Source organism: Streptococcus mitis, from assembly GCA_001560895.1.
Taxonomy (GTDB): Bacteria; Bacillota; Bacilli; order Lactobacillales; family Streptococcaceae; genus Streptococcus; species Streptococcus mitis_Q.
Window position 1 is genome coordinate 1,940,384 of sequence record CP014326.1, and the last position, 20,236, is coordinate 1,960,619.

General features: G+C 42.6%; 13 protein-coding genes. 1 reads left to right on the forward strand and 12 read right to left on the reverse strand.

Annotated features, from left to right (window positions below):
- Positions 1–56: 56 nt before the first annotated feature.
- Positions 57–3,938: an amylopullulanase gene (locus AXK38_09010; GenBank protein ID AMH89373.1), complete on the forward strand. Its 3,882-nt coding sequence runs from the start codon at positions 57–59 to the stop codon at positions 3,936–3,938.
- A gap of 99 nt (positions 3,939–4,037) precedes the next feature.
- Here AXK38_09010 and AXK38_09015 read toward each other — a convergent pair whose 3' ends face one another.
- The 12 genes from AXK38_09015 to AXK38_09070 all read right to left on the reverse strand — a co-directional run bounded on the left by AXK38_09015 (position 4,038) and on the right by AXK38_09070 (position 20,093).
- Positions 4,038–5,087, reverse strand: coding sequence for a 5,10-methylene tetrahydromethanopterin reductase (locus AXK38_09015; GenBank protein AMH89374.1), 1,050 nt, complete (start codon positions 5,085–5,087; stop codon positions 4,038–4,040).
- A 234-nt stretch (positions 5,088–5,321) separates the two neighbouring features.
- Positions 5,322–7,130 (reverse strand): glutamine--fructose-6-phosphate aminotransferase, encoded by a 1,809-nt coding sequence (locus AXK38_09020; protein AMH89375.1) that lies wholly within the window; start codon positions 7,128–7,130, stop codon positions 5,322–5,324.
- 190 nt (positions 7,131–7,320) lie between these two features.
- Positions 7,321–8,700 (reverse strand): 6-phospho-beta-glucosidase, encoded by a 1,380-nt coding sequence (locus AXK38_09025; GenBank protein AMH89376.1) that lies wholly within the window; start codon positions 8,698–8,700, stop codon positions 7,321–7,323.
- Positions 8,701–8,798: 98 nt separating this feature from the next.
- Positions 8,799–10,652 carry a proline--tRNA ligase gene (locus tag AXK38_09030; protein ID AMH89377.1) on the reverse strand — a complete coding sequence of 618 codons (1,854 nt, stop codon included), beginning with the start codon at positions 10,650–10,652 and terminating at the stop codon, positions 8,799–8,801.
- Positions 10,653–10,664: 12 nt separating this feature from the next.
- Positions 10,665–11,924, reverse strand: a complete 1,260-nt coding sequence (locus tag AXK38_09035; GenBank protein ID AMH89378.1) for a metalloprotease RseP — start codon at positions 11,922–11,924, stop codon at positions 10,665–10,667.
- A 21-nt stretch (positions 11,925–11,945) separates the two neighbouring features.
- Entirely contained in the window at positions 11,946–12,749 is an 804-nt protein-coding gene (locus AXK38_09040; protein AMH89379.1) for a phosphatidate cytidylyltransferase, read from the reverse strand.
- A gap of 8 nt (positions 12,750–12,757) precedes the next feature.
- Positions 12,758–13,516, reverse strand: a complete 759-nt coding sequence (locus tag AXK38_09045) for an isoprenyl transferase (protein AMH89380.1) — start codon at positions 13,514–13,516, stop codon at positions 12,758–12,760.
- A gap of 230 nt (positions 13,517–13,746) precedes the next feature.
- Positions 13,747–14,319: a hypothetical protein gene (locus AXK38_09050; protein AMH89381.1), complete on the reverse strand. Its 573-nt coding sequence runs from the start codon at positions 14,317–14,319 to the stop codon at positions 13,747–13,749.
- A complete protein-coding gene (locus tag AXK38_09055; GenBank protein ID AMH89382.1) occupies positions 14,300–15,271 on the reverse strand; it encodes an ATP-dependent DNA helicase RuvB in 972 nt (323 codons plus the stop codon). Before AXK38_09055 ends, AXK38_09050 begins: the two co-directional genes overlap by 20 nt.
- Before the next feature lie 1,086 nt (positions 15,272–16,357).
- Positions 16,358–16,774 carry a GNAT family acetyltransferase gene (locus AXK38_09060; protein ID AMH89383.1) on the reverse strand — a complete coding sequence of 139 codons (417 nt, stop codon included), beginning with the start codon at positions 16,772–16,774 and terminating at the stop codon, positions 16,358–16,360.
- A gap of 11 nt (positions 16,775–16,785) precedes the next feature.
- The gene (locus tag AXK38_09065) at positions 16,786–17,481 is read right to left on the reverse strand and encodes a GNAT family acetyltransferase (GenBank protein AMH89384.1); all 696 of its coding nucleotides are present in this window, start codon (positions 17,479–17,481) and stop codon (positions 16,786–16,788) included.
- Positions 17,482–17,591: 110 nt separating this feature from the next.
- A complete protein-coding gene (locus tag AXK38_09070) occupies positions 17,592–20,093 on the reverse strand; it encodes a leucine--tRNA ligase (GenBank protein ID AMH89385.1) in 2,502 nt (833 codons plus the stop codon).
- Between the last annotated feature and the right edge of the window lie 143 nt (positions 20,094–20,236).

The following is a 20,236-nucleotide window of genomic DNA, read 5'->3' on the forward strand; positions in this document are numbered from 1 at the left end:
ATATTGTTTTACTACATGCTATACTGATATAGAAATTTATTGATTGGAGAATGATTATGAGAAAAACACCATCTCACACTGAGAAAAAAATGGTTTACAGCATCCGTTCCCTCAAGAATGGAACTGGTTCTGTCCTTATCGGCGCAAGCCTTGTCCTACTTGCTATGGCTACACCAACTATCTCAGCCAACGAAAATACTACAACTAGTACAGAAGCTTCGAACACTATTGTTCAACCAACTACTGGTACAGCTGACAGCTCTGGTAAGAACGAAAGCGATTTTTCTTCACCTAACAATGCAAACGCTTCCCTAAAAAAAGAAGAAGCTCCTGCAACAGAGACACTTAGTCCTGCTGCAAGCCCAGCTGATGCAGCACCACAAACCGGGCAAGATCGTTCAAGTGAGGCAACTACTTCTACGAGTCCAGTAACAACTGAAACTAAGGCCGAAGAGCCAATCGAAGACAATTACTTCCGTATCCACGTCAAAAAACTTCCTGAAGAAAACAAGGATGCTCAAGGACTATGGACTTGGGACGATGTTGAAAAACCTTCTGAAAACTGGCCTAACGGAGCTTTGTCCTTTAAGGATGCCAAAAAAGATGACTACGGCTACTACCTAGATGTCAAATTAAAGGGAGAACAAGCCAAAAAAATTAGCTTCCTCATCAATAATACAGCCGGAAAAAATCTAACCGGCGATAAATCGGTAGAAAAACTGGCACCAAAGATGAATGAGGCTTGGTTGGACCAAGATCACAAGGTTTTCTCTTACGAGCCACAACCTGCAGGAACTATTCGCGTCAACTACTACCGTACAGATGGCAACTATGACAAGAAATCTCTCTGGTACTGGGGAGATGTGAAAAATCCAAGTAGTGGTGAATGGCCTAACGGAACAGACTTTACGGCTACAGGCAAATATGGTCGCTATATCGATATTCCACTCAAAGATGCAGCTAAAGATCTTGGATTTTTATTACTAGACAGAAAGAAACAAGGAGACGATGTGAAAATCCGTAAAGAAGATTATAAGTTCACAGATTTAAAAAACCATAGCCAAATTTTCCTAAAAGATGATGACGAAACCATCTACACCAACCCCTACTATGTGCACGATATCCGCATGACAGGAGCTCAACACGTAGGAACTTCTAGCATTGAAAGTAGTTTTTCAACACTTGTCGGTGCTAAAAAAGAAGATATCCTCAGACACTCCAACATCACTAATCATCTAGGAAACAAAGTAACTATCACTGATGTTGCAATAGATGAAGCTGGTAAGAAAGTGACCTACAGCGGAGATTTCTCTGACACAAAACATCCTTATACCGTTAGCTACAACTCTGACAAATTCACTACCAAAACAAGCTGGCGCCTGAAAGATGAGACTTACAGCTATGATGGTAAACTCGGAGCTGAACTCAAAGAAGAAGGAAAACAGGTTGATTTAACTCTCTGGTCACCAAGTGCTGATAAGGTTTCTGTTGTTGTCTACGACAAGAATGACCCTGAAAAAGTAGTTGGAACTGTCGCTCTTGAAAAAGGGGAAAGAGGAACTTGGAAACAAACTCTAGATAGCACAAACAAACTAGGCATCACAGATTTCACTGGCTACTATTATCAATACCAAATCGAGCGTCAAGGTAAAACTGTTCTTGCACTCGATCCTTACGCTAAATCCCTCGCTGCTTGGAATAGTGACGATGCTAAGATTGACGATGCCCATAAAGTGGCTAAAGCTGCCTTTGTAGATCCAGCTAAACTAGGACCTCAAGACTTGACTTATGGTAAGATTCGCAACTTCAAATCGCGCGAAGATGCTGTCATCTATGAAGCTCATGTGCGTGACTTCACTTCAGATCCTGCCATCGCAAAAGATTTGACTAAGCCATTTGGTACTTTTGAAGCCTTTATCGAAAAACTAGACTACCTCAAAAACTTGGGTGTAACCCACATCCAGCTCCTTCCAGTCTTGTCTTACTATTTTGTCAATGAGTTGAAGAATCACGAACGCTTATCTGACTATGCTTCAAGCAACAGCAACTACAACTGGGGATATGACCCTCAAAACTACTTCTCATTGACTGGTATGTACTCAAGCGATCCTAAGAATCCAGAAAAACGAATCGCAGAATTCAAAAACCTCATCAACGAAATCCACAAACGTGGCATGGGAGCTATCCTAGATGTCGTTTATAACCACACAGCCAAAGTCGATATCTTTGAAGACCTAGAGCCAAACTACTACCACTTTATGGATGCAGATGGTACACCTCGAACTAGCTTTGGTGGTGGACGTTTGGGGACAACTCACTATATGACCAAACGCCTACTAGTTGATTCTATCAAGTATCTAGTTGATACCTACAAAGTTGATGGATTCCGTTTCGATATGATGGGAGACCATGATGCCGCTTCTATCGAAGAAGCTTACAAGGCTGCACGCGCCCTCAATCCAAACCTAATCATGCTGGGTGAAGGTTGGAGAACCTATGCTGGTGATGAAAATATGCCTACTAAAGCTGCTGACCAAGATTGGATGAAACATACCGATACTGTCGCTGTCTTCTCAGATGACATCCGCAACAACCTCAAATCTGGTTATCCAAACGAAGGTCAACCTGCCTTTATCACAGGTGGCAAACGTGATGTAAACACTATCTTTAAAAATCTGATTGCTCAACCAACTAACTTTGAAGCAGACAGTCCTGGAGATGTCATCCAATACATCGCAGCCCATGATAACTTGACCCTCTTTGATATCATTGCCCAGTCTATCAAAAAAGACCCAAGCAAGGCTGAGAACTATGCTGAAATCCATCGTCGTTTGCGACTTGGAAACCTCATGGTCTTGACAGCTCAAGGAACTCCATTTATCCACTCTGGTCAGGAATACGGACGCACCAAACAATTCCGTGACCCAGCCTACAAGACTCCAGTAGCAGAGGACAAACAACCAAACAAATCTCACTTGTTGCGTGATAAGGACGGTAATCCATTTGACTATCCTTACTTCATCCATGACTCTTACGATTCGAGTGATGCTATTAACAAGTTTGACTGGACTAAGGCTACAGATGGCAAAGCATATCCTGAAAATGTCAAGAGCCGTGACTATATGAAAGGGTTGATTGCCCTTCGTCAATCTACAGATGCCTTCCGACTTAAGAGTCTTAAAGATATCAAAGATCGTGTCCACCTCATCACTGTTCCAGGTCAAAATGGTGTGGAAAAAGAAGATGTAGTAATTGGCTACCAAATCACTGCTCCAAACGGTGATATCTATGCAGTCTTTGTCAATGCGGACGAAAAAGCTCGTGAATTTAATTTGGGAACTGCCTTTGCACATCTAAGAAATGCTGAAGTTTTAGCAGATGAAAACCAAGCAGGACCAGTCGGAATTGCCAACCCGAAAGGGATTGAATGGACTGAAAAAGGCTTGAAATTAAATGCCCTTACAGCCACTGTTCTTCGAATCTCTCAAGGCGGTGCCATCGTTGCCCCAGCTGTGGAAGAAAAAACAGAATTTGATCTTTCTAGCTTAACACAAGAGCAAGGTCAAAATAACGGCCAAGACAATATTCCAAACCGAGTAGTCAAACCGGAGCAGCAAACTCCAGCTCCACAAACTAAACCTGATTCTACAAAACCAGATGCAAAAGTAGCGGATGAGGATCATAAACCTAGCCAAGCTACAGCTGATTCACAAGCTGAACAACCAGCACAAGAAGCACAAGCATCATCTGTAAAAGAAGCTGTTCAAAACGAAGCTGTAGATAACTCTAGCAAGGAAAATACACCTGCACCCCTAGCTAAACAAGCTGAACTTCCAAATACAGGAACCAAAAACGATCACAAACTCCTGTTTGCAGGAATTAGTCTCCTCGCCCTTCTAGGTCTCGGTTTCTTACTAAAAAACAAAAAAGAGAACTAAACTAGCCCTCCTATAGAAAAATCCCCCAAGCATTATAGCTCGGGGGATTAATTTTTGTACAATATTTGTCGTCCTAATAAGCTTGATTAGGATTTTTTATTAAGCCTCTTTCATGGCAAAATAAGCCCGTACTTTTGGAGCCACTTGCGTGCCGAAGAGTTCAATAGCTCTTAGAACTTGTTCATGAGGCATAGAACCAAGCGGTAGATGGAGCATGAAGCGGTCCAAACCTAAATCCTCTATCATGCGAATCAATTTTTCTGCCACCTGATCTGGATTACCCACAAACATAGCACCATTTGGCCCAACTTGTTCAAGGTATTGCTCATAACTCAATTCTTGCCAATGAGGACGGTCTTTGGAAATAGCATCCACCACTTGCTTGGTCGGATGGAAATAATCTTTCACAGCCTGATCGCCATCCTCAGCAATCCAACCCCAAGAATGGGCTCCGACCTTCAGCTCATGATTGGCATGACCCGCTTCGCTCCCAATCTCACGATAAGCCTGAATCAACTTTTTAAAATAACGAGGATTGCCACCAATAATGGCATAGACAATCGGCATGCCTGCCTGAGCAATCTTCACTGTTGATTCAACATGACCACCTGTCGCTATCCACAAGGGCAATTTGTCTTGAACTGGACGAGGATAAACTTCTTTGCCAGAGATTGTTTGGGTCAATCTACCTTTCCAGTCTATCTTGGTCTTTTCATTAACTAACTGAAGCAAGTCTAATTTCTCATCAAAGAGGGCTTCGTAGTCTTTCAAATCATAGCCAAACAAGGGAAATGATTCTGTAAAAGAGCCTCTCCCAGCCATAATCTCCGCTCGTCCATTTGACAAAGCATCGATAGTGGCATACTGTTGGAACAAACGAATCGGGTCCATGCTTGACAAAATGCTGACTGCACTGGTCAAACGGATTTTTTTGGTATTGACTGCCCCAGCTGCCAAAATAATCTCTGGAGCTGATACTGCAAAATCCGTTCGATGATGCTCACCAATCCCATATACATCCAAACCAACCTTGTCAGCCAGTTCAATCTCTGCCAGCAACTGGCGAATGCGTTCAGCATGACTGTAAGCCTTTCCAGTTCCCTCAAGCTCCGTTGTTTCCCCAAATGTTGAAATTCCCAATTCTACCACAGTGATTCTCCTTGTCTATTTCGGTCCTTCAATTTGAAAAATTATTCTAATACTCAATGAAAATCAAAGAGCAAACTAGGAAGCTAGCCGCAGGCTGCTCAAAACAGTGTTTTGAGGTTGCAGATGGAAGCTGACATAGTTTGAAGAGACTTTCGAAGAGTATAACACGAATCATGAGTACAAGCAACCAATTTGCTCACAAGAAAAAGCCTAGATAAACTAGACTTTTTTAGCTTATTCTACCGTTACTGATTTAGCAAGGTTACGTGGTTTATCAACATCCAGACCACGGTGTAGGGTTGCAAAGTAAGCGACCAATTGCGTTGGTACGACCATTGAGATTGGTGAGAGGTAAGTGTGTACGGTCGTAAGAACGATGTCGTCTGTCTCTTTGGCAACATTTTCTTCTGCGATAGTGAGAACCTTGGCACCACGGGCTGCGACCTCTTGGATATTTCCACGAGTGTGGTTGGCAAGGACCGGATCTGACAAGAGGGCCAAAACAGGCGTTCCTTCTTCAATCAAGGCAATGGTTCCGTGCTTGAGTTCTCCTGCCGCAAAGCCTTCACACTGGATGTAAGAAATCTCTTTGAGTTTGAGACTTGCTTCCATGGCTACATAGTAATCTTGACCACGTCCGATGTAAAAGGCGTTACGAGTTGTTTCAAGAAGCTCGCGAACCTTGGCTTCAATGGTTTCTTTCTCAGAAAGAGTTGATTCGATAGACTGAGCTACGATTGACAATTCATGAACCAGATCAAAGTCTTGCGCTTTAGCATTACCGTTTGCTTCACCGACTGCTTTTGCAAGGAAAGCAAGGGCTGCGATTTGTGCTGTATAGGCCTTGGTTGAAGCCACGGCAATTTCAGGCCCTGCATGAAGGAGCATGGTATGGTTGGCTTCACGTGAAAGAGTTGAACCTGGGACATTTGTCACTGTCAAGCTCGGAATCCCTATTTCATTAGCCTTGACCAAAACCTGACGGCTATCCGCTGTTTCACCAGACTGGCTAATAAAGATGAAAAGTGGTTTTTTGCTAAGAAGTGGCATACCATAGCCCCACTCAGATGAGATTCCAAGCTCCACTGGTGTATCCGTCAATTCTTCTAACATCTTCTTAGAAGCAAATCCTGCGTGGTAAGATGTTCCAGCTGCAAGGATATAGATGCGGTCTGCATCTTGAACAGCCTTAATGATAGCTGGATCTACCACTACTTGACCCGCCTCATCTGTGTAGGCTTGGATGAGTTTACGCATAACAGTTGGTTGCTCATCAATTTCCTTAAGCATGTAGTAAGGGTAAGTTCCCTTACCGATATCTGACAAGTCAAGTTCTGCAGTGTAGCTAGCACGCTCACGACTGTTACCATCATAGTCTTGAACTTCCACGCTATCCGCCTTGACGATTACCAACTCTTGGTCATGGATTTCCATGTATTGGTTGGTCTCACGAATCATAGCCATAGCATCTGAGCAGACCATGTTATAGCCTTCTCCAAGACCAATCAAAAGTGGTGATTTATTCTTAGCTACGTAGATAACTTCAGGATCTTGTGAGTCAACCAAGGCAAAAGCATAAGAACCACGGATGATGTGAAGAGCTTTTTTGAAGGCTTCAAGAACTGAGAGACCTTCTTCTTCCGCAAATTTCCCAATCAAGTGAACAGCGATTTCTGTATCTGTTTGCCCCTTGAAGTGGTGACCTGCAAGGTATTCTTCCTTGATTTCAAGATAGTTCTCAATCACCCCGTTGTGCACCAAGACAAAACGTTCAGTCTCAGAGCGGTGTGGGTGAGCATTGTCCTCAGTTGGTTTCCCGTGAGTTGCCCAACGAGTATGTCCGATACCAGTCGTTCCCTCAACACCAACTGTCTTGGCAGACAATTCTGCGATACGGCCTACAGCCTTAACTAGATGATTTTCAGCACCACCTAAGACAAAAATTCCCGCAGAATCATAGCCACGGTATTCGAGCTTTTCAAGCCCTTGAATCAAAATATCAGTTGCATTTGTGTTTCCAACAACACCAACAATTCCACACATAGTATATACTACACAGACCAGCTGTGCTTTCTCCTTAAAATTGGTATAGTCTGATTCCTCTTTTATAGAATCAGCAAAAACAGTATATACTTGTTTCTTTCACTTGTCAAGAATAAAAATTGGTATAGTTGAAATTAAACTCCTGTAAGTAAAAGCTCTGACCAATTAGGACAATCAGTCAGAGTCTTTTTTAAAATCCATTATTGTCGCTTAGTTCCTTGAACCAGTGGCCTGATTTCTTCAGACGGCGTTCTTGCGTTTCCAAGTCTAGTTCGACCAAACCATAGCGATTTTTATAGCTGTTGAGCCATGACCAACAGTCAATAAAGGTCCAGATTAAGTATCCTTTACAGTTGGCTCCATTTTCAATAGCACGGTGTAGTTCACGAAGATGACCTTTTACAAAGTCAATACGGTAATCATCTTGAATCATTCCATCTTGACGGAATTTTTCTTCCCCTTCAACACCCATACCATTCTCAGTCAACATCCACTCGATATTGCCATAGTTTTCCTTGATATTTTGGGCGATGTCATAAATCCCTTGCTCATAAATTTCCCAGCCACGGTGAGGATTGATTTTACGTCCAGGCATAACATAAGGCTCGTAAAAATGTTCTGGTAAGAGTGGACTATCTGGATGCTTAGCAAATCGAGGTGCCATAACACGCAAAGGTTGATAGTAGTTGACACCAAGGAAGTCTACCGTATTATCACGAATGATCTCCAACTCTTCCTCTGTAGCATCAGGCAAGAGACCGTGTTCATGCAAGATTTCTACCAACTCCTGTGGATAAGTCCCCAAAACAGACGGATCTAAGAAAGATTGGGCTTGAAAAAGGGCCGCAATACGAGCAGCTTTGACATCAGCAGGATGCTGGCTACGTGGATAAGCCGGTGTCAAGTTGAGGACAATCCCAATTTTGGAATCAGGTAAGAGTTCATGACAGGCCTTGACCGCTAGACTGCTAGCTAATTGTGTGTGGTAGGCTACTTTAACCGCCGCTTCTGCATCCACCTTATGTGGATAATGTGCATCGTAAAAATAGCCAAATTCTACAGGAACGATGGGCTCATTAAAGGTAATCCATTGATCCACTAAATCTCCATAAGTCTCAAAACAGAAACGAGCATAGTCTTCATAGGCTGAGACAGTCGCCTTATTTTCCCAACCATCACCAGCTTCTTGAAGAGCAAAAGGCAAATCAAAGTGGTAGAGATTGACTAACAGACGAATCCCCTTAGCCTTAATAGCCTCAAAGACCTTACGATAGAAATCCACACCTTGAGGATTGACTTTTCCACAGCCTTGTGGAAAAATCCGTGACCACTGGATAGAAGTCCGAAAGGCCGTGTGACCAGTCTCTAACAAAAGCTCAATATCCTGTTCCCAATTTTCATAAAAAGTCGATGTCTTATCTGGACCAATCCCATTATAGTAACGATTTGGCTCCACCTGATACCAATAATCCCAGAGATTATCTCCCTTACCGTCACCAGCTACACGCCCTTCTGTCTGCGGCCCAGAAGTAGAGGATCCCCAGACAAAATCCTTTGGAAATCTTAGCATATATTTACCTCTTTATCTAGTCATTTTTCCCATTATACAGAAAAAACAAGGTAAAAACTAGTTACATTTTTTCCTTGTTTTTCTTCTGATTATAGTTTTTATTTCTTGCTGAGGATTTCAAGCGTTTCAAGCACATTATCTGCATGAACTTCGATAGTGTCACCAGTCGCTTTAATCTTAACTTCTACGATACCATCGGCTGCTTTTTTACCAACAGTGATGCGGATTGGCAATCCAATCAAGTCGCTATCGCTGAATTTGACTCCGACACGTTCGTTGCGGTCATCTGTCAAGACTTCGTAACCAGCTCCCATCAAGCTTGCTTCAAGTTTTTCTGTCAAGGCTTGCGCTTCTTCATCCTTGACATTGACAGTAATCAAGTGCACATCAAATGGTGCCAATTCTTTAGGGAAGTTGATTCCCCAAGCGTAACGGTATTCACCTTTTGGCGTTTTATTAACAAAGAGACGAGCGTGTTGCTCCATAACTGCTGAGAGGAGACGGCTGACACCGATACCGTAACAGCCCATGATAATTGGCACAGCACGGCCATTTTCATCCAAGACATCTGCTCCCATGCTTGCTGAGTAACGAGTACCGAGTTTGAAGATGTGCCCAATTTCGATACCACGCGCAAAGTTAAGGACACCTTGTCCGTCTGGAGAAATTTCACCCTCACGAACTTCACGGATATCCACATATTCTGCAGTAAAGTCACGACCTGGGTTCACACCAGTCAAGTGGTAGCCATCTTCGTTAGCACCCACAACTGCATTGCGAACATCTTGCACCTTACGGTCTGCAATGATTTTAACATTCTCTGGCAAACCAACTGGGCCAAGTGAACCAAATCCTGCTTGAACAACGTTTGCAACTTCTTCTTCGCTAGCAACGTCAAAGAAATCTGCTCCCAAGTGGTTTTTCAACTTAACTTCATTGAGCTGGTCATTTCCAACTAGAAGGGCTGCAACAAGCTCACCATCTGCCATGTAGAAGAGAGTTTTAATTGTTTGTTCTTCTGGAACGTTTAGGAAGGCTGCAACTTCATCGATTGATTTAACATCTGGTGTTGCAACACGAGTCACTTCTTCTTCAGCGACAACACGGTTACTTGGTTTGTACTCGTTTGTTGCCATTTCTAAGTTAGCTGCATAGCTAGACTCACTTGAGTAGGCGATGGTATCTTCACCAGAAACCATCCATTTAAGCAATTCTGCCTTGATTTCTTCTTGCACTTCTGCAGGAATTTCGTCAAATGAGGCAACTGACTTGTCCAAGACAACCCAGCGGTCAAGATCTGTACGAGCAGGTGTAATGGCCATAAATTCTTGGCTGTCCTTACCACCCATGGCTCCACCGTCACCGATGATAGCCTTAAAGTCTAAGCCACTACGAGTGAAAATACGCTCATAGGCAGCCTTGTACTCATCATAAACACTGTCCAAACTATCATAGTTAGCATGGAAGCTATAAGCATCTTTCATGATAAACTCACGTGTACGAAGAAGTCCATTGCGTGGGCGTTTTTCATCACGATACTTAGGCTGGATTTGGTAAAGGTTGAGTGGCAATTGCTTGTAAGACTTAACAGAATCACGGACAATAGCTGTAAAGGTTTCTTCGTGAGTTGGGCCTAGGATAAAGTCTGATTTTTCACGGTTTTTTAGCTTGTAAAGGTCTTCACCATAAGTTTCATAACGACCTGATTCGCGCCACAACTCTGCACTGAGAAGTGCAGGAGCCAACATCTCAACAGCACCAATCTTATCAAATTCTTGGCGCATGATGTTTTTGGCTTTTTCAATCACACGATTGGCAAGTGGCAAGTAAGAATAAACACCTGCAGATACTTGACGAACATAACCAGCTCGCAACATAAGAGCATGGCTGATAACTTGAGCATCGCTTGGCATTTCGCGAAGCGTTGGGATAGGCATTTTACTTTGTTTCATAATATTCCTCGATTATCTAAAAAAGAGTCGCATAATGTCATTCCAGGTCACAGCAATCATCAAGACAACCATGATGACCACTCCGGCCAAGGTGACATAGGTTTCAATTTCTTGTTTTAATGGTTTACGGCGGATAGCTTCTAGGATATTGAGAACAATCTTACCACCATCCAGAGCTGGAATCGGAATAAGATTAAAAATCCCGATATTAATGGAAATCATTGCCAAGAAGTACAAGACGTTTTCAATTCCATTTTTAGCAGCATCACTACTTTCCTTAAAGATGGCAACAGGTCCACCTAGCTTGTTCAAATCCGGTTGTAAAATCAGATTTTTCAAAGCCGATAGAATTCGGAGAGCTGAGTCAGCAGCGGTTGTGAAACCACCCACAAACATGGATAGAAAGTCCGACTTAATTCCCGGTTGAACACCTAGAAGGTAACGACCTTGATTTTCTTCAGGAGTAACAGTGACTTGCTTGTCTCTACCCTTTTCAGAAATAGTCACATCCAAGGTTGGGGCCGTCTTATCTTTAGTTTCTGCTTCCACAGCCTGGATCAAACTTTCCCAGTTGCTAATCTCATGTGAACCAATCTTGGTAATCTGAGCTGTCTCTGGTACTCCCACCTTAGCCAAGGCCCCTTGGGGCATAATATGGAACTGGTTGGTATCGACATCTCTGACACCACCCTGCATAAAGATTAAAATCCAAAAAACAACGACACCTAAGATAAAGTTGTTCATAGGACCTGCAAAGTTGGTAATCAGTTTGCCCCAGATAGTTGCATTTTGATATTGTACATCCAAGGGAGCAATCCGAACCTCAGTTCCATCTGCTTCCACAACCGTTGCATCGTGATTCACTGCAAATGTTTTTTCTTCTTCCAGAACCAAGCCCTTGATAAAGAGCTTGTCTTCAAAGTCAAACTGGGTCACCTGCATAGGGAGGGCCGTTTGATCCAATTTTTTACCTGAGAGATTGATGCGTTTAACCTTACCGTCATCAGTAAGCGTCAAACTGACAGGAGTCCCTGTCTTGATTTCAGTCGTATCATCACCCCAACCGGCCATACGAACATAGCCACCCAAAGGCAAGATTCGAATGGTATAGGCCGTCCCGTCCTTGCCAATATGAGCAAAGATTTTGGGTCCCATACCAATGGCAAATTCACGCACTAGAATTCCTGATTTCTTGGCAAAGTAGAAGTGCCCGAACTCGTGCACCACCACAATAATCCCGAAAACCAGAATAAAGGTTAAAATTCCGAGCATAGTATTTCCTCCGTCTTTTGATTAAAAGAGTCCAAATAAGTGCATGATTGGAAATACAAGCAACATACTATCGAAACGATCCAAAACACCACCATGTCCAGGGATAAATTTCCCAGAATCCTTAATACCAAAGTGACGCTTAATCGAACTTTCTAGTAAATCACCAAATTGTCCAGCTATGCTAAAGAAAATAGCAAAGACTGACATCTTGTAAATTCCATACGGAAGAGCAACTGTACTGTCAACTATCATAAAGATAATGGTTACTAAAATTGCTCCTAAAACACCGCCAAAGGCACCCTCAAGTGTTTTATTAGGCGATACCCTTGGTGCTAATTTTCGTTTCCCATAGTTCATCCCAGCAAGATAGGCACCACTGTCGGTCGCCCAGACGATACACAAAGCTAAGAGAGCCTTGTCCAAACCTGCAACACGAGCATCTAGTAAGGCATTAAATCCAAAGCCCACATAGAAACTCATAGCAAGAGGGAAAACAGCATCCTCAATCGTATAAGACTTGCTAAAAACAGTCGTTCCTAACATAATTGAAATCAACACACTATAGGCAACCACATTCCCATCAACTGGCAAAAAAGTCAGGTAATTCTCCAAGGGAATGGTCAGGGCAAAGGTTGCAAAGAGGGTCAAGAGCCCCTCCATAGTCATGGTCTCTAAACCTCTCATCTTCAAAAGTTCATGCATGGCTAGCATGGCTATAATTCCAATTGCTATCTGAAGCAAGAGTCCCCCAATCATCAAAATCGGTAGGAAAATAGCCAGGGCAATCCCTGCGAACAAGGTTCTTTTTTGTAAATCCTTTGTCATATCTCCTCCTAAACTCCTCCAAATCGGCGATGACGACGATTGTAGGCAAGAATGGCTTCCTGCAAGGCTACTTCGTCAAAGTCAGGCCACAAGGTATCTGTAAAATAGAGTTCACTATAGGCCCCCTGCCATGGAAGGAAATTACTCAAACGTAATTCTCCACTAGTACGGATAATCAAGTCCGGATCTCGTACATTCTTAGGCAAATGCTGGGTAAAGAGATAGTTGCCAATCAAGTCCTCTGTGATGTCACCTGGGTTGATTTTGGCATCTAAAACATCCTGGGAAATCAACTTAAGCGCCTGTGTAATCTCAGCACGTCCACCATAGTTGAGGGCAAAATTAAGAATCAATCCTGTGTTGTTCTTAGTCAATTCCTCAGCCTTGGTTAAAGCTTCAAAGGTTTGCTTAGGCAGGCGGTCCGTCTCCCCAATCATCTGAATCTTAACATTATTTGCGTGCAATTCTGGGACATAATTGTCATAAAACTCTACCGGCAAGTTCATGATAAACTTGACTTCCTGATCGGGGCGGGTCCAATTTTCCGTAGAGAAAGCATAAACTGTAATAACCTTAACTCCCAGTTTGTTGGCTGCCTTGGTCACAGTTTGCAATGCTTCCATGCCCGCCTTGTGTCCAAAGACTCGCGGTTGCATACGTTTTTTAGCCCAACGGCCATTTCCATCCATGATGATGCCGATATGAGCAGGAACCTGTGTCGGAACCTCTACTTCCACAGCCTTATCTTTCTTAAAAAATCCAAACATGATCTTATTCCTATTCAAAAATCTATCGTTTCATTATACCATATTTCCCCATTTTCTTCTATCACTAAGCTATTTATTCTCAGGCACAAAGCCCATTTTTCAAAAAAATAAGTCGCCTGATTGGGCGACTCTATTTTTATAGGGAGATTATTATGAAAAAGTTTTAGGAGTTTAAGTTAAGGTCTTCTTAACTTATGTACTTAGTATACACTTCCTAGCTTAAAGTTTCCTTAAGTATTTTTAAAAATCAAATTTTTCCATTTTTCTTGCCAATTTTTCTTGGATAATCGTGTTTGATAGAGCTTCATTCGGTCTTCATTTTCTAAAAAATGAGGAGTTGGGCGAACTTGGAAATTCAAAATATCCTCAAGTCCATAAGGAGTAAAGAATTCTAAAGCGGAGTCTTCATTCAATCGGAGCCCAATCGCCGTACACCGTTCTGGATACTTACTCATAGCATCACAAGAACTGCTATAGGGAGCAGTGTGAGGGCTATGCTGGTGCATATAGACCTGATTTTTCAACTCCCACTGGTACTGAGGAAAATCCGCTCTCAACTTTTTCTCTAGGGACAAGGTTTCCTCATAAGAAATATCTGGATCAAAGAAAATGACATCAACATCTGTTTCACAGTCAAAAGGTGGTTTCTCTGACAAGAGATTCCATATGAAATTTCGTACCGAACCTGCTGCCAACCACGAGTCTTTCAGACCAAGATCTCGGATGATGGTCAGAATAGCCATCATATCCGGATTTTCTCTAAAAACTTCTAGTATTTCTTGATCATTTTTCACTGTATTCATAACCTAAATGTTCGTAGGCCTTAGCCGTTGCAACCCGTCCAGACCGTGTTCGCATGATAAAACCTTTTTGAATCAAGTAAGGCTCGTACATGTCTTCCACCGTCTCGCGCTCCTCAGCAATATTGACGGAAAGAGTGCCTAACCCGACAGGGCCACCACCGTACATCTCAATCATGGTACGAAGGATTTTTTGGTCCACATAGTCCAAACCTTCATGGTCAACATCTAGCATGGTCAAAGCCTTATCAGTAATAAGATCATCGATAACCCCGTTCCCCATAATCTGGGCAAAATCGCGCACGCGCTTGAGGAGACGATTGGCAATACGAGGGGTTCCACGACTACGCAAGGCCAGCTCGGATGCTGCCTCATGAGTTATTTCCATCTCAAAAATATCTGCTGTCCGCTCAACAATTTCTGTCAAGTCAGCATGGGCATAGTATTCCATATGACCTGTAATCCCAAAACGTGCCCGTAGAGGATTTGAGAGCATACCAGCCCGAGTCGTCGCACCAATCAAAGTGAAAGGTGGCAACTCCAAATGAACACTGCGACTGCCTTCACCAGCACCAATCATAATATCGATGTAGAAGTCCTCCATGGCACTGTAAAGTACCTCTTCCACCGACATGGGCAAACGATGAATCTCGTCAATAAAAAGGACGTCCCCAGGCTCTAAGTCATTCAAAATCGCTACCAAATCACCGGCTTTTTCAATGACAGGACCCGAAGTCTGCTTGAGATTTACTCCCAATTCATTGGCAATAACAAAGGCCATGGTCGTTTTTCCCAAACCTGGAGGGCCAAATAAGAGCACATGATCCAGCGCTTCATCCCGCATTTTGGCAGCCTCGATAAAGATTTGGAGCTGGTCCTTGACCTTGTCCTGACCGATATATTCACGTAAATACTGAGGACGGAGCGTGCGTTCTACTAACTCCTCGTCCCCCATTATCTCATTATCTAAAATTCTACTCATGGCTCTATTATATCAAAAAACAAAGCCACAAACAAAAAAGCCACCCGATTGGGTGACTCCCGACTTTAGCACTTATTCGGTGTCGTTCTTCGATTAGTCGATAAATGGCTAAACAAGGACAAATAGTGTCAAAAAAGACCTCAAGCTTAATGTGGAAGTTAGCTTGAGGTCTTTTCTAGTCCATGATATAGAACTAGTACTCAATTCCTTTTTATTATCCCACAGTTCACAAAATTTGTCAAAGGTTTATATCCTCAGCTTCTCAAGCTTTAACCGTTTTACAACAAGACTTTCAAGTTTAAGAGAAAGTTAGGGATTCTATCAATTTCATAGAAATTTTGATTTAGTAAATGAAGAGACAATCTTACATGTCACTCCTCATTTAATACGCCACTACTGGACAAGCAAAATCATTATTACAACAGTTCCAGTCCTTCAATTAACAGTCACTTACAATCAAATTGAGTTTGAAGTAGCCGAAGCAACAACAGACCTATTTCTTAGTCATATTTCCTAAAAAAGTCCCCTCCAATTCCCCGACCAAAATCAGAAAAATACCGAAAAATATCGAAAAATGATTTTTAGAATAGTCCCCAAAAGCCTGAAATAGAGCCAAAAAACTCCACCTGATTGGGTGGAGTTAAGGGAGATTATTATGAAAAAGAAAAGTTTAGGATTTTATTAAATAAAGTTAGGAGGTCTTTATTTAATAAAGATATAATACAATACGAAGCTTAAAACTAGCTTAACTTTTCTCAAATTTTACTATTTTATACTCAATGAAAATCAAAGAGCAAACTAGGAAACTAGCCGCAGGCTGTACTTGAGTACGGCAAGGTGACGTTGACGTGGTTTGAATTTGATTTTCAAAGAGTATTACAAAAAAATTCTATCACCATCACCTACCCATGAAAAAAGCCACCTGATTGGGTGACTTCATTAGGAGATTATGATGAAAAAAGTTTTAGGATTTCATTAAATAAAGTTAGGAGGTCTTTATTTAATGACTATATAATACTAGACTAGCCTTAAACTTTGCTTAAGAACAAACAAGTTTTATTATTTTTCTCTGTTTATCCAAGTCATTCCTATACAATCATAGGTAGATAAGGCTTCAAAACCCAAAGAACGATAAAATCCCACGTTTTTTTCTGTCTGGTCTGTCACCAGCTGGACTTGATAGGCATCTTTGTAATCCTCTAAAGCCTCTTTCATCAAGGCGCTACCAATCCCTTGACGCTGATAGATTGGTAAAACAATTAAATCCTGAAGCAATACTGATGAGAATCCATCTCCAACCAAACGAATCAAGCCCACCACAGCATCGCCATCAAGTGCCACATAAATCGCTAATGAATGAGATAAGGCCTGCTCCAGCATCTCTGATTGATGGGTATAATTTGTCCAACCGACAGCCTGATAGAGATGCAAAACATCCTCTAGCTTGACAATTTCTTGCTTTTTAATAGTAATCATCTCAACACCTCTTAAAGCTCTCTCAAGCTCTTGTACTGCTGTCCATCTTTATCAAAATTTTCAGGACGCAACCATTTTTCCAATCGAGCTTTGACTTGAGGCCAGTCCTTATCAATCATAGACAACCAATCCGTATCCCTCGTCCGTCCCTTATAAACCACTGCCTGACGGAAGGTTCCTTCATAAATAAAGCCCAAACGTTCCGCTGCTCGTCTGGATGGCAGATTTAAGGCATCGCATTTCCACTCATAGCGACGATAGTTAAGCTCCTCAAAGACATAGCAAGCCAAGAGATACTGGGCTTCTGTTCCTATCCGTGTCCCCCTGAGTTTTGGAGAAAAAGTGACAGCTCCCACTTCTATTACTCGGTTATTCTGGTCAATACGCATGAGAGAAAAAGTTCCCAAAGACTTACCAGTTGCCTTGTCTATGATTGCATAGTAAAAACGGTCCTTACGAGCTAACATCTGATTTAAAAGGGTAACCAGCTCCTCCATATCTACCACTGGCTCCTGAAAAAGGTAGGTCCACATCTCCTGAGGCGTATCAGGGCCATAAACAGCTAGCAAATCCCTCGCATGTTTTTCTACCGAGAGAGCCTCTATCCGAGCATAACGCCCTTCTAAGAAATCAATAGAAGGCAGTTTACCTGGTGTATAACCTTCCATTGACTCACCAATCATCTGACCATATTCATTTACTGGCATAGTATTCTCCTTATTTCGCTTTTCAAACTTTATAGTTGCCCATAGTATATCATACTTTCATAAGAAGATACAAAAAATCCCCCAGATTCTAACTCTGAAGGATTCATTTCTTATTTTACAACAATATTAACCAATTTATTCGGTACCGCAATCACTTTCACGATTTCCTTACCGTCAATTTCTGCTTTAACTTTTTCATCCGCTAAAGCGATTTCTTGTAATTCTTCACGTGAAAGGTCTTTAGCGACCATGAGTTTGGCACGAACTTTTCCTTTGATTTGGACAACGATTTCGATTTCGTCTTCAACCAATTTGCTTTCATCCCATGTTGGCCAAGCCACGTAAGAGATTGACTCACCTGTTGCCGCAACAGTTTGCCAGAGTTCTTCTGCCAAGTGAGGCGCAAATGGGGCAATCAATTGGATAAAGCCTTTAGCGTAGTCCACATAGAGCTTGTCTTCCTTGTTAGCCGCGTTGACAAAGACCATAAGTTGTGCAATAGCTGTGTTGAATTTGAGGGACTCGATTTGCTCAGTAACAGCTTTGACTGTTTCATTGTAGACCTTGTCAAGAGCGCCATTGTTTTCCGCAAGGATTTCTTTACTTGTAATCAAACGGTAAACACGGTCCAAGAATTTACGGCTTCCTTCCAGACCTTCTTCTGACCAAGCAATCGAAGCATCAAGTGGTCCCATGAACATTTCATAGACACGAAGGGTATCGGCACCGTATTGTTCCACTACGTCGTCTGGGTTGACAACGTTCTTAAGCGATTTAGACATCTTGGCTGGTGCTTGCTCCAACTCTTCCCCTGTTTCCACATGGAAGAAAGAACCGTCACGTTTTTCAACCTTGTCGGTTGCTACAAGAGCGCCACGGTGGTCACGGTAGCTTGTTCCCAAAATCATTCCTTGGTTAAAGAGTTTTTGGAATGGTTCCTTAGTCGGAACAACACCGAGGTCATAGAGGAATTTATGCCAGAAACGAGCGTAGAGCAAGTGAAGAACGGCATGCTCTGCTCCACCAACGTAGATATCTACTGGCAACCATTGTTTGAGGAGGTCCTCGTCAGCCAATTTCTCAGTATTGTGTGGGTCAATATAGCGGAGGTAGTACCAGCTTGAACCTGCCCATTGTGGCATGGTGTTGGTTTCACGACGACCTTTGACACCATCTGCACGAGTCACTTCAAGCCAATCTGTCAAGTTAGCTAGTGGACTTTCTCCAGTACCTGAAGGACGGATATCCTTGGTTACAGGCAAGACAAGTGGCAATTCACTTTCAGGAACAGGTGTTGAAGTTCCATCTTCCCAATGAATGATAGGAATTGGCTCACCCCAGTAACGTTGACGGCTAAAGAGCCAGTCGCGGAGGCGGTAGGTAACTTTCTCTTGTCCACAACCTTTCTCTTCCAACCAAGCCACAATCTTAGCAATTGCGTCTTCTTTATTCAATCCATCTAGGAAGTCTGAATTAACATGAAGACCATCTTCTGTGTAGGCAGCTTCTTCAACGTTTCCACCTTCAAGTACTTCGACGATTGGAAGGTCAAATTGTTTGGCAAATTCCCAGTCACGTTGGTCGTGAGCTGGAACGGCCATAACGGCACCTGTTCCGTAACTAGCAAGAACATAGTCGGCAATCCAGATTGGAATTTCCTTACCATTGACAGGGTTGATGGCATAAGCACCAGTCCAAACACCAGTTTTTTCTTTGGCAAGATCTGTACGAGCCAAGTCAGATTTGAGGCTAGCTTGATGTTTATAGTTTGCTACAGCCTCTGCTTGCTCTGAACTTGTGATAGCGTCTACTAATTCATGTTCAGGAGCCAAGACAGTGAAAGTCGCACCGAAAAGAGTATCAGGACGAGTGGTAAAGACTGTGAATTCCTTGTCCGTTCCCTTAACTTTAAAGGTTACATTAGCACCAGTTGATTTACCAATCCAGTTGCGTTGCATGTCCTTGATAGGGTCTGGCCAATCAAGTTCATCTAAGTCATTGAGTAAGCGCTCTGCGTAAGCCGTGATTTTGAGCATCCATTGGCGCATTGGCTTGCGGACAACTGGATAGCCTCCACGCTCAGATGTTCCGTCAGGAAGAACCTCTTCGTTGGCGATGGCAGTTCCCAATTCTTCCACCCAGTTTACTGGCACTTCAGCTTCATAGGCCAATCCTTTTTCGTAAAGCTTAGTAAAAATCCATTGCGTCCACTTGTAGTAGTTTGGATCTGTTGTGTTGACTTCACGATCCCAGTCGTAAGAGAAGCCAAGCGCATTAATTTGGCGTTTGAAGTTGGCAATGTTCTCAGCTGTAAATTCTGCTGGATCATTACCAGTATCCATAGCATATTGCTCTGCAGGCAAACCAAAAGCATCCCAACCCATTGGGTGAAGGACGTTGTATCCTTGCGCACGTTTGTAACGGCTGAGGATATCGGTTGCTGTATAACCTTCTGGGTGTCCTACGTGCAGACCCGCTCCAGATGGATAAGGGAACATGTCAAGCGCATAAAACTTCGGTTTTGATGCATCTGTTCCTGTCTTAAATGTATGATGTTCTGCCCAGTAGCCCTGCCACTTAGGCTCAATTTCTTTATGATTGTAAAAACTCATGGTCTCTCTCCAATTTTGTGATGTTACTATTATACCATTTTTGGGGAAATTTGAAAGACGAGAAATGTTCTTTTGGTCTTGGATGGTAAGAAAGTTCGAATAGCAAATCCAACTTATTTAGCAGTATAAAAAATTAGCTAGCA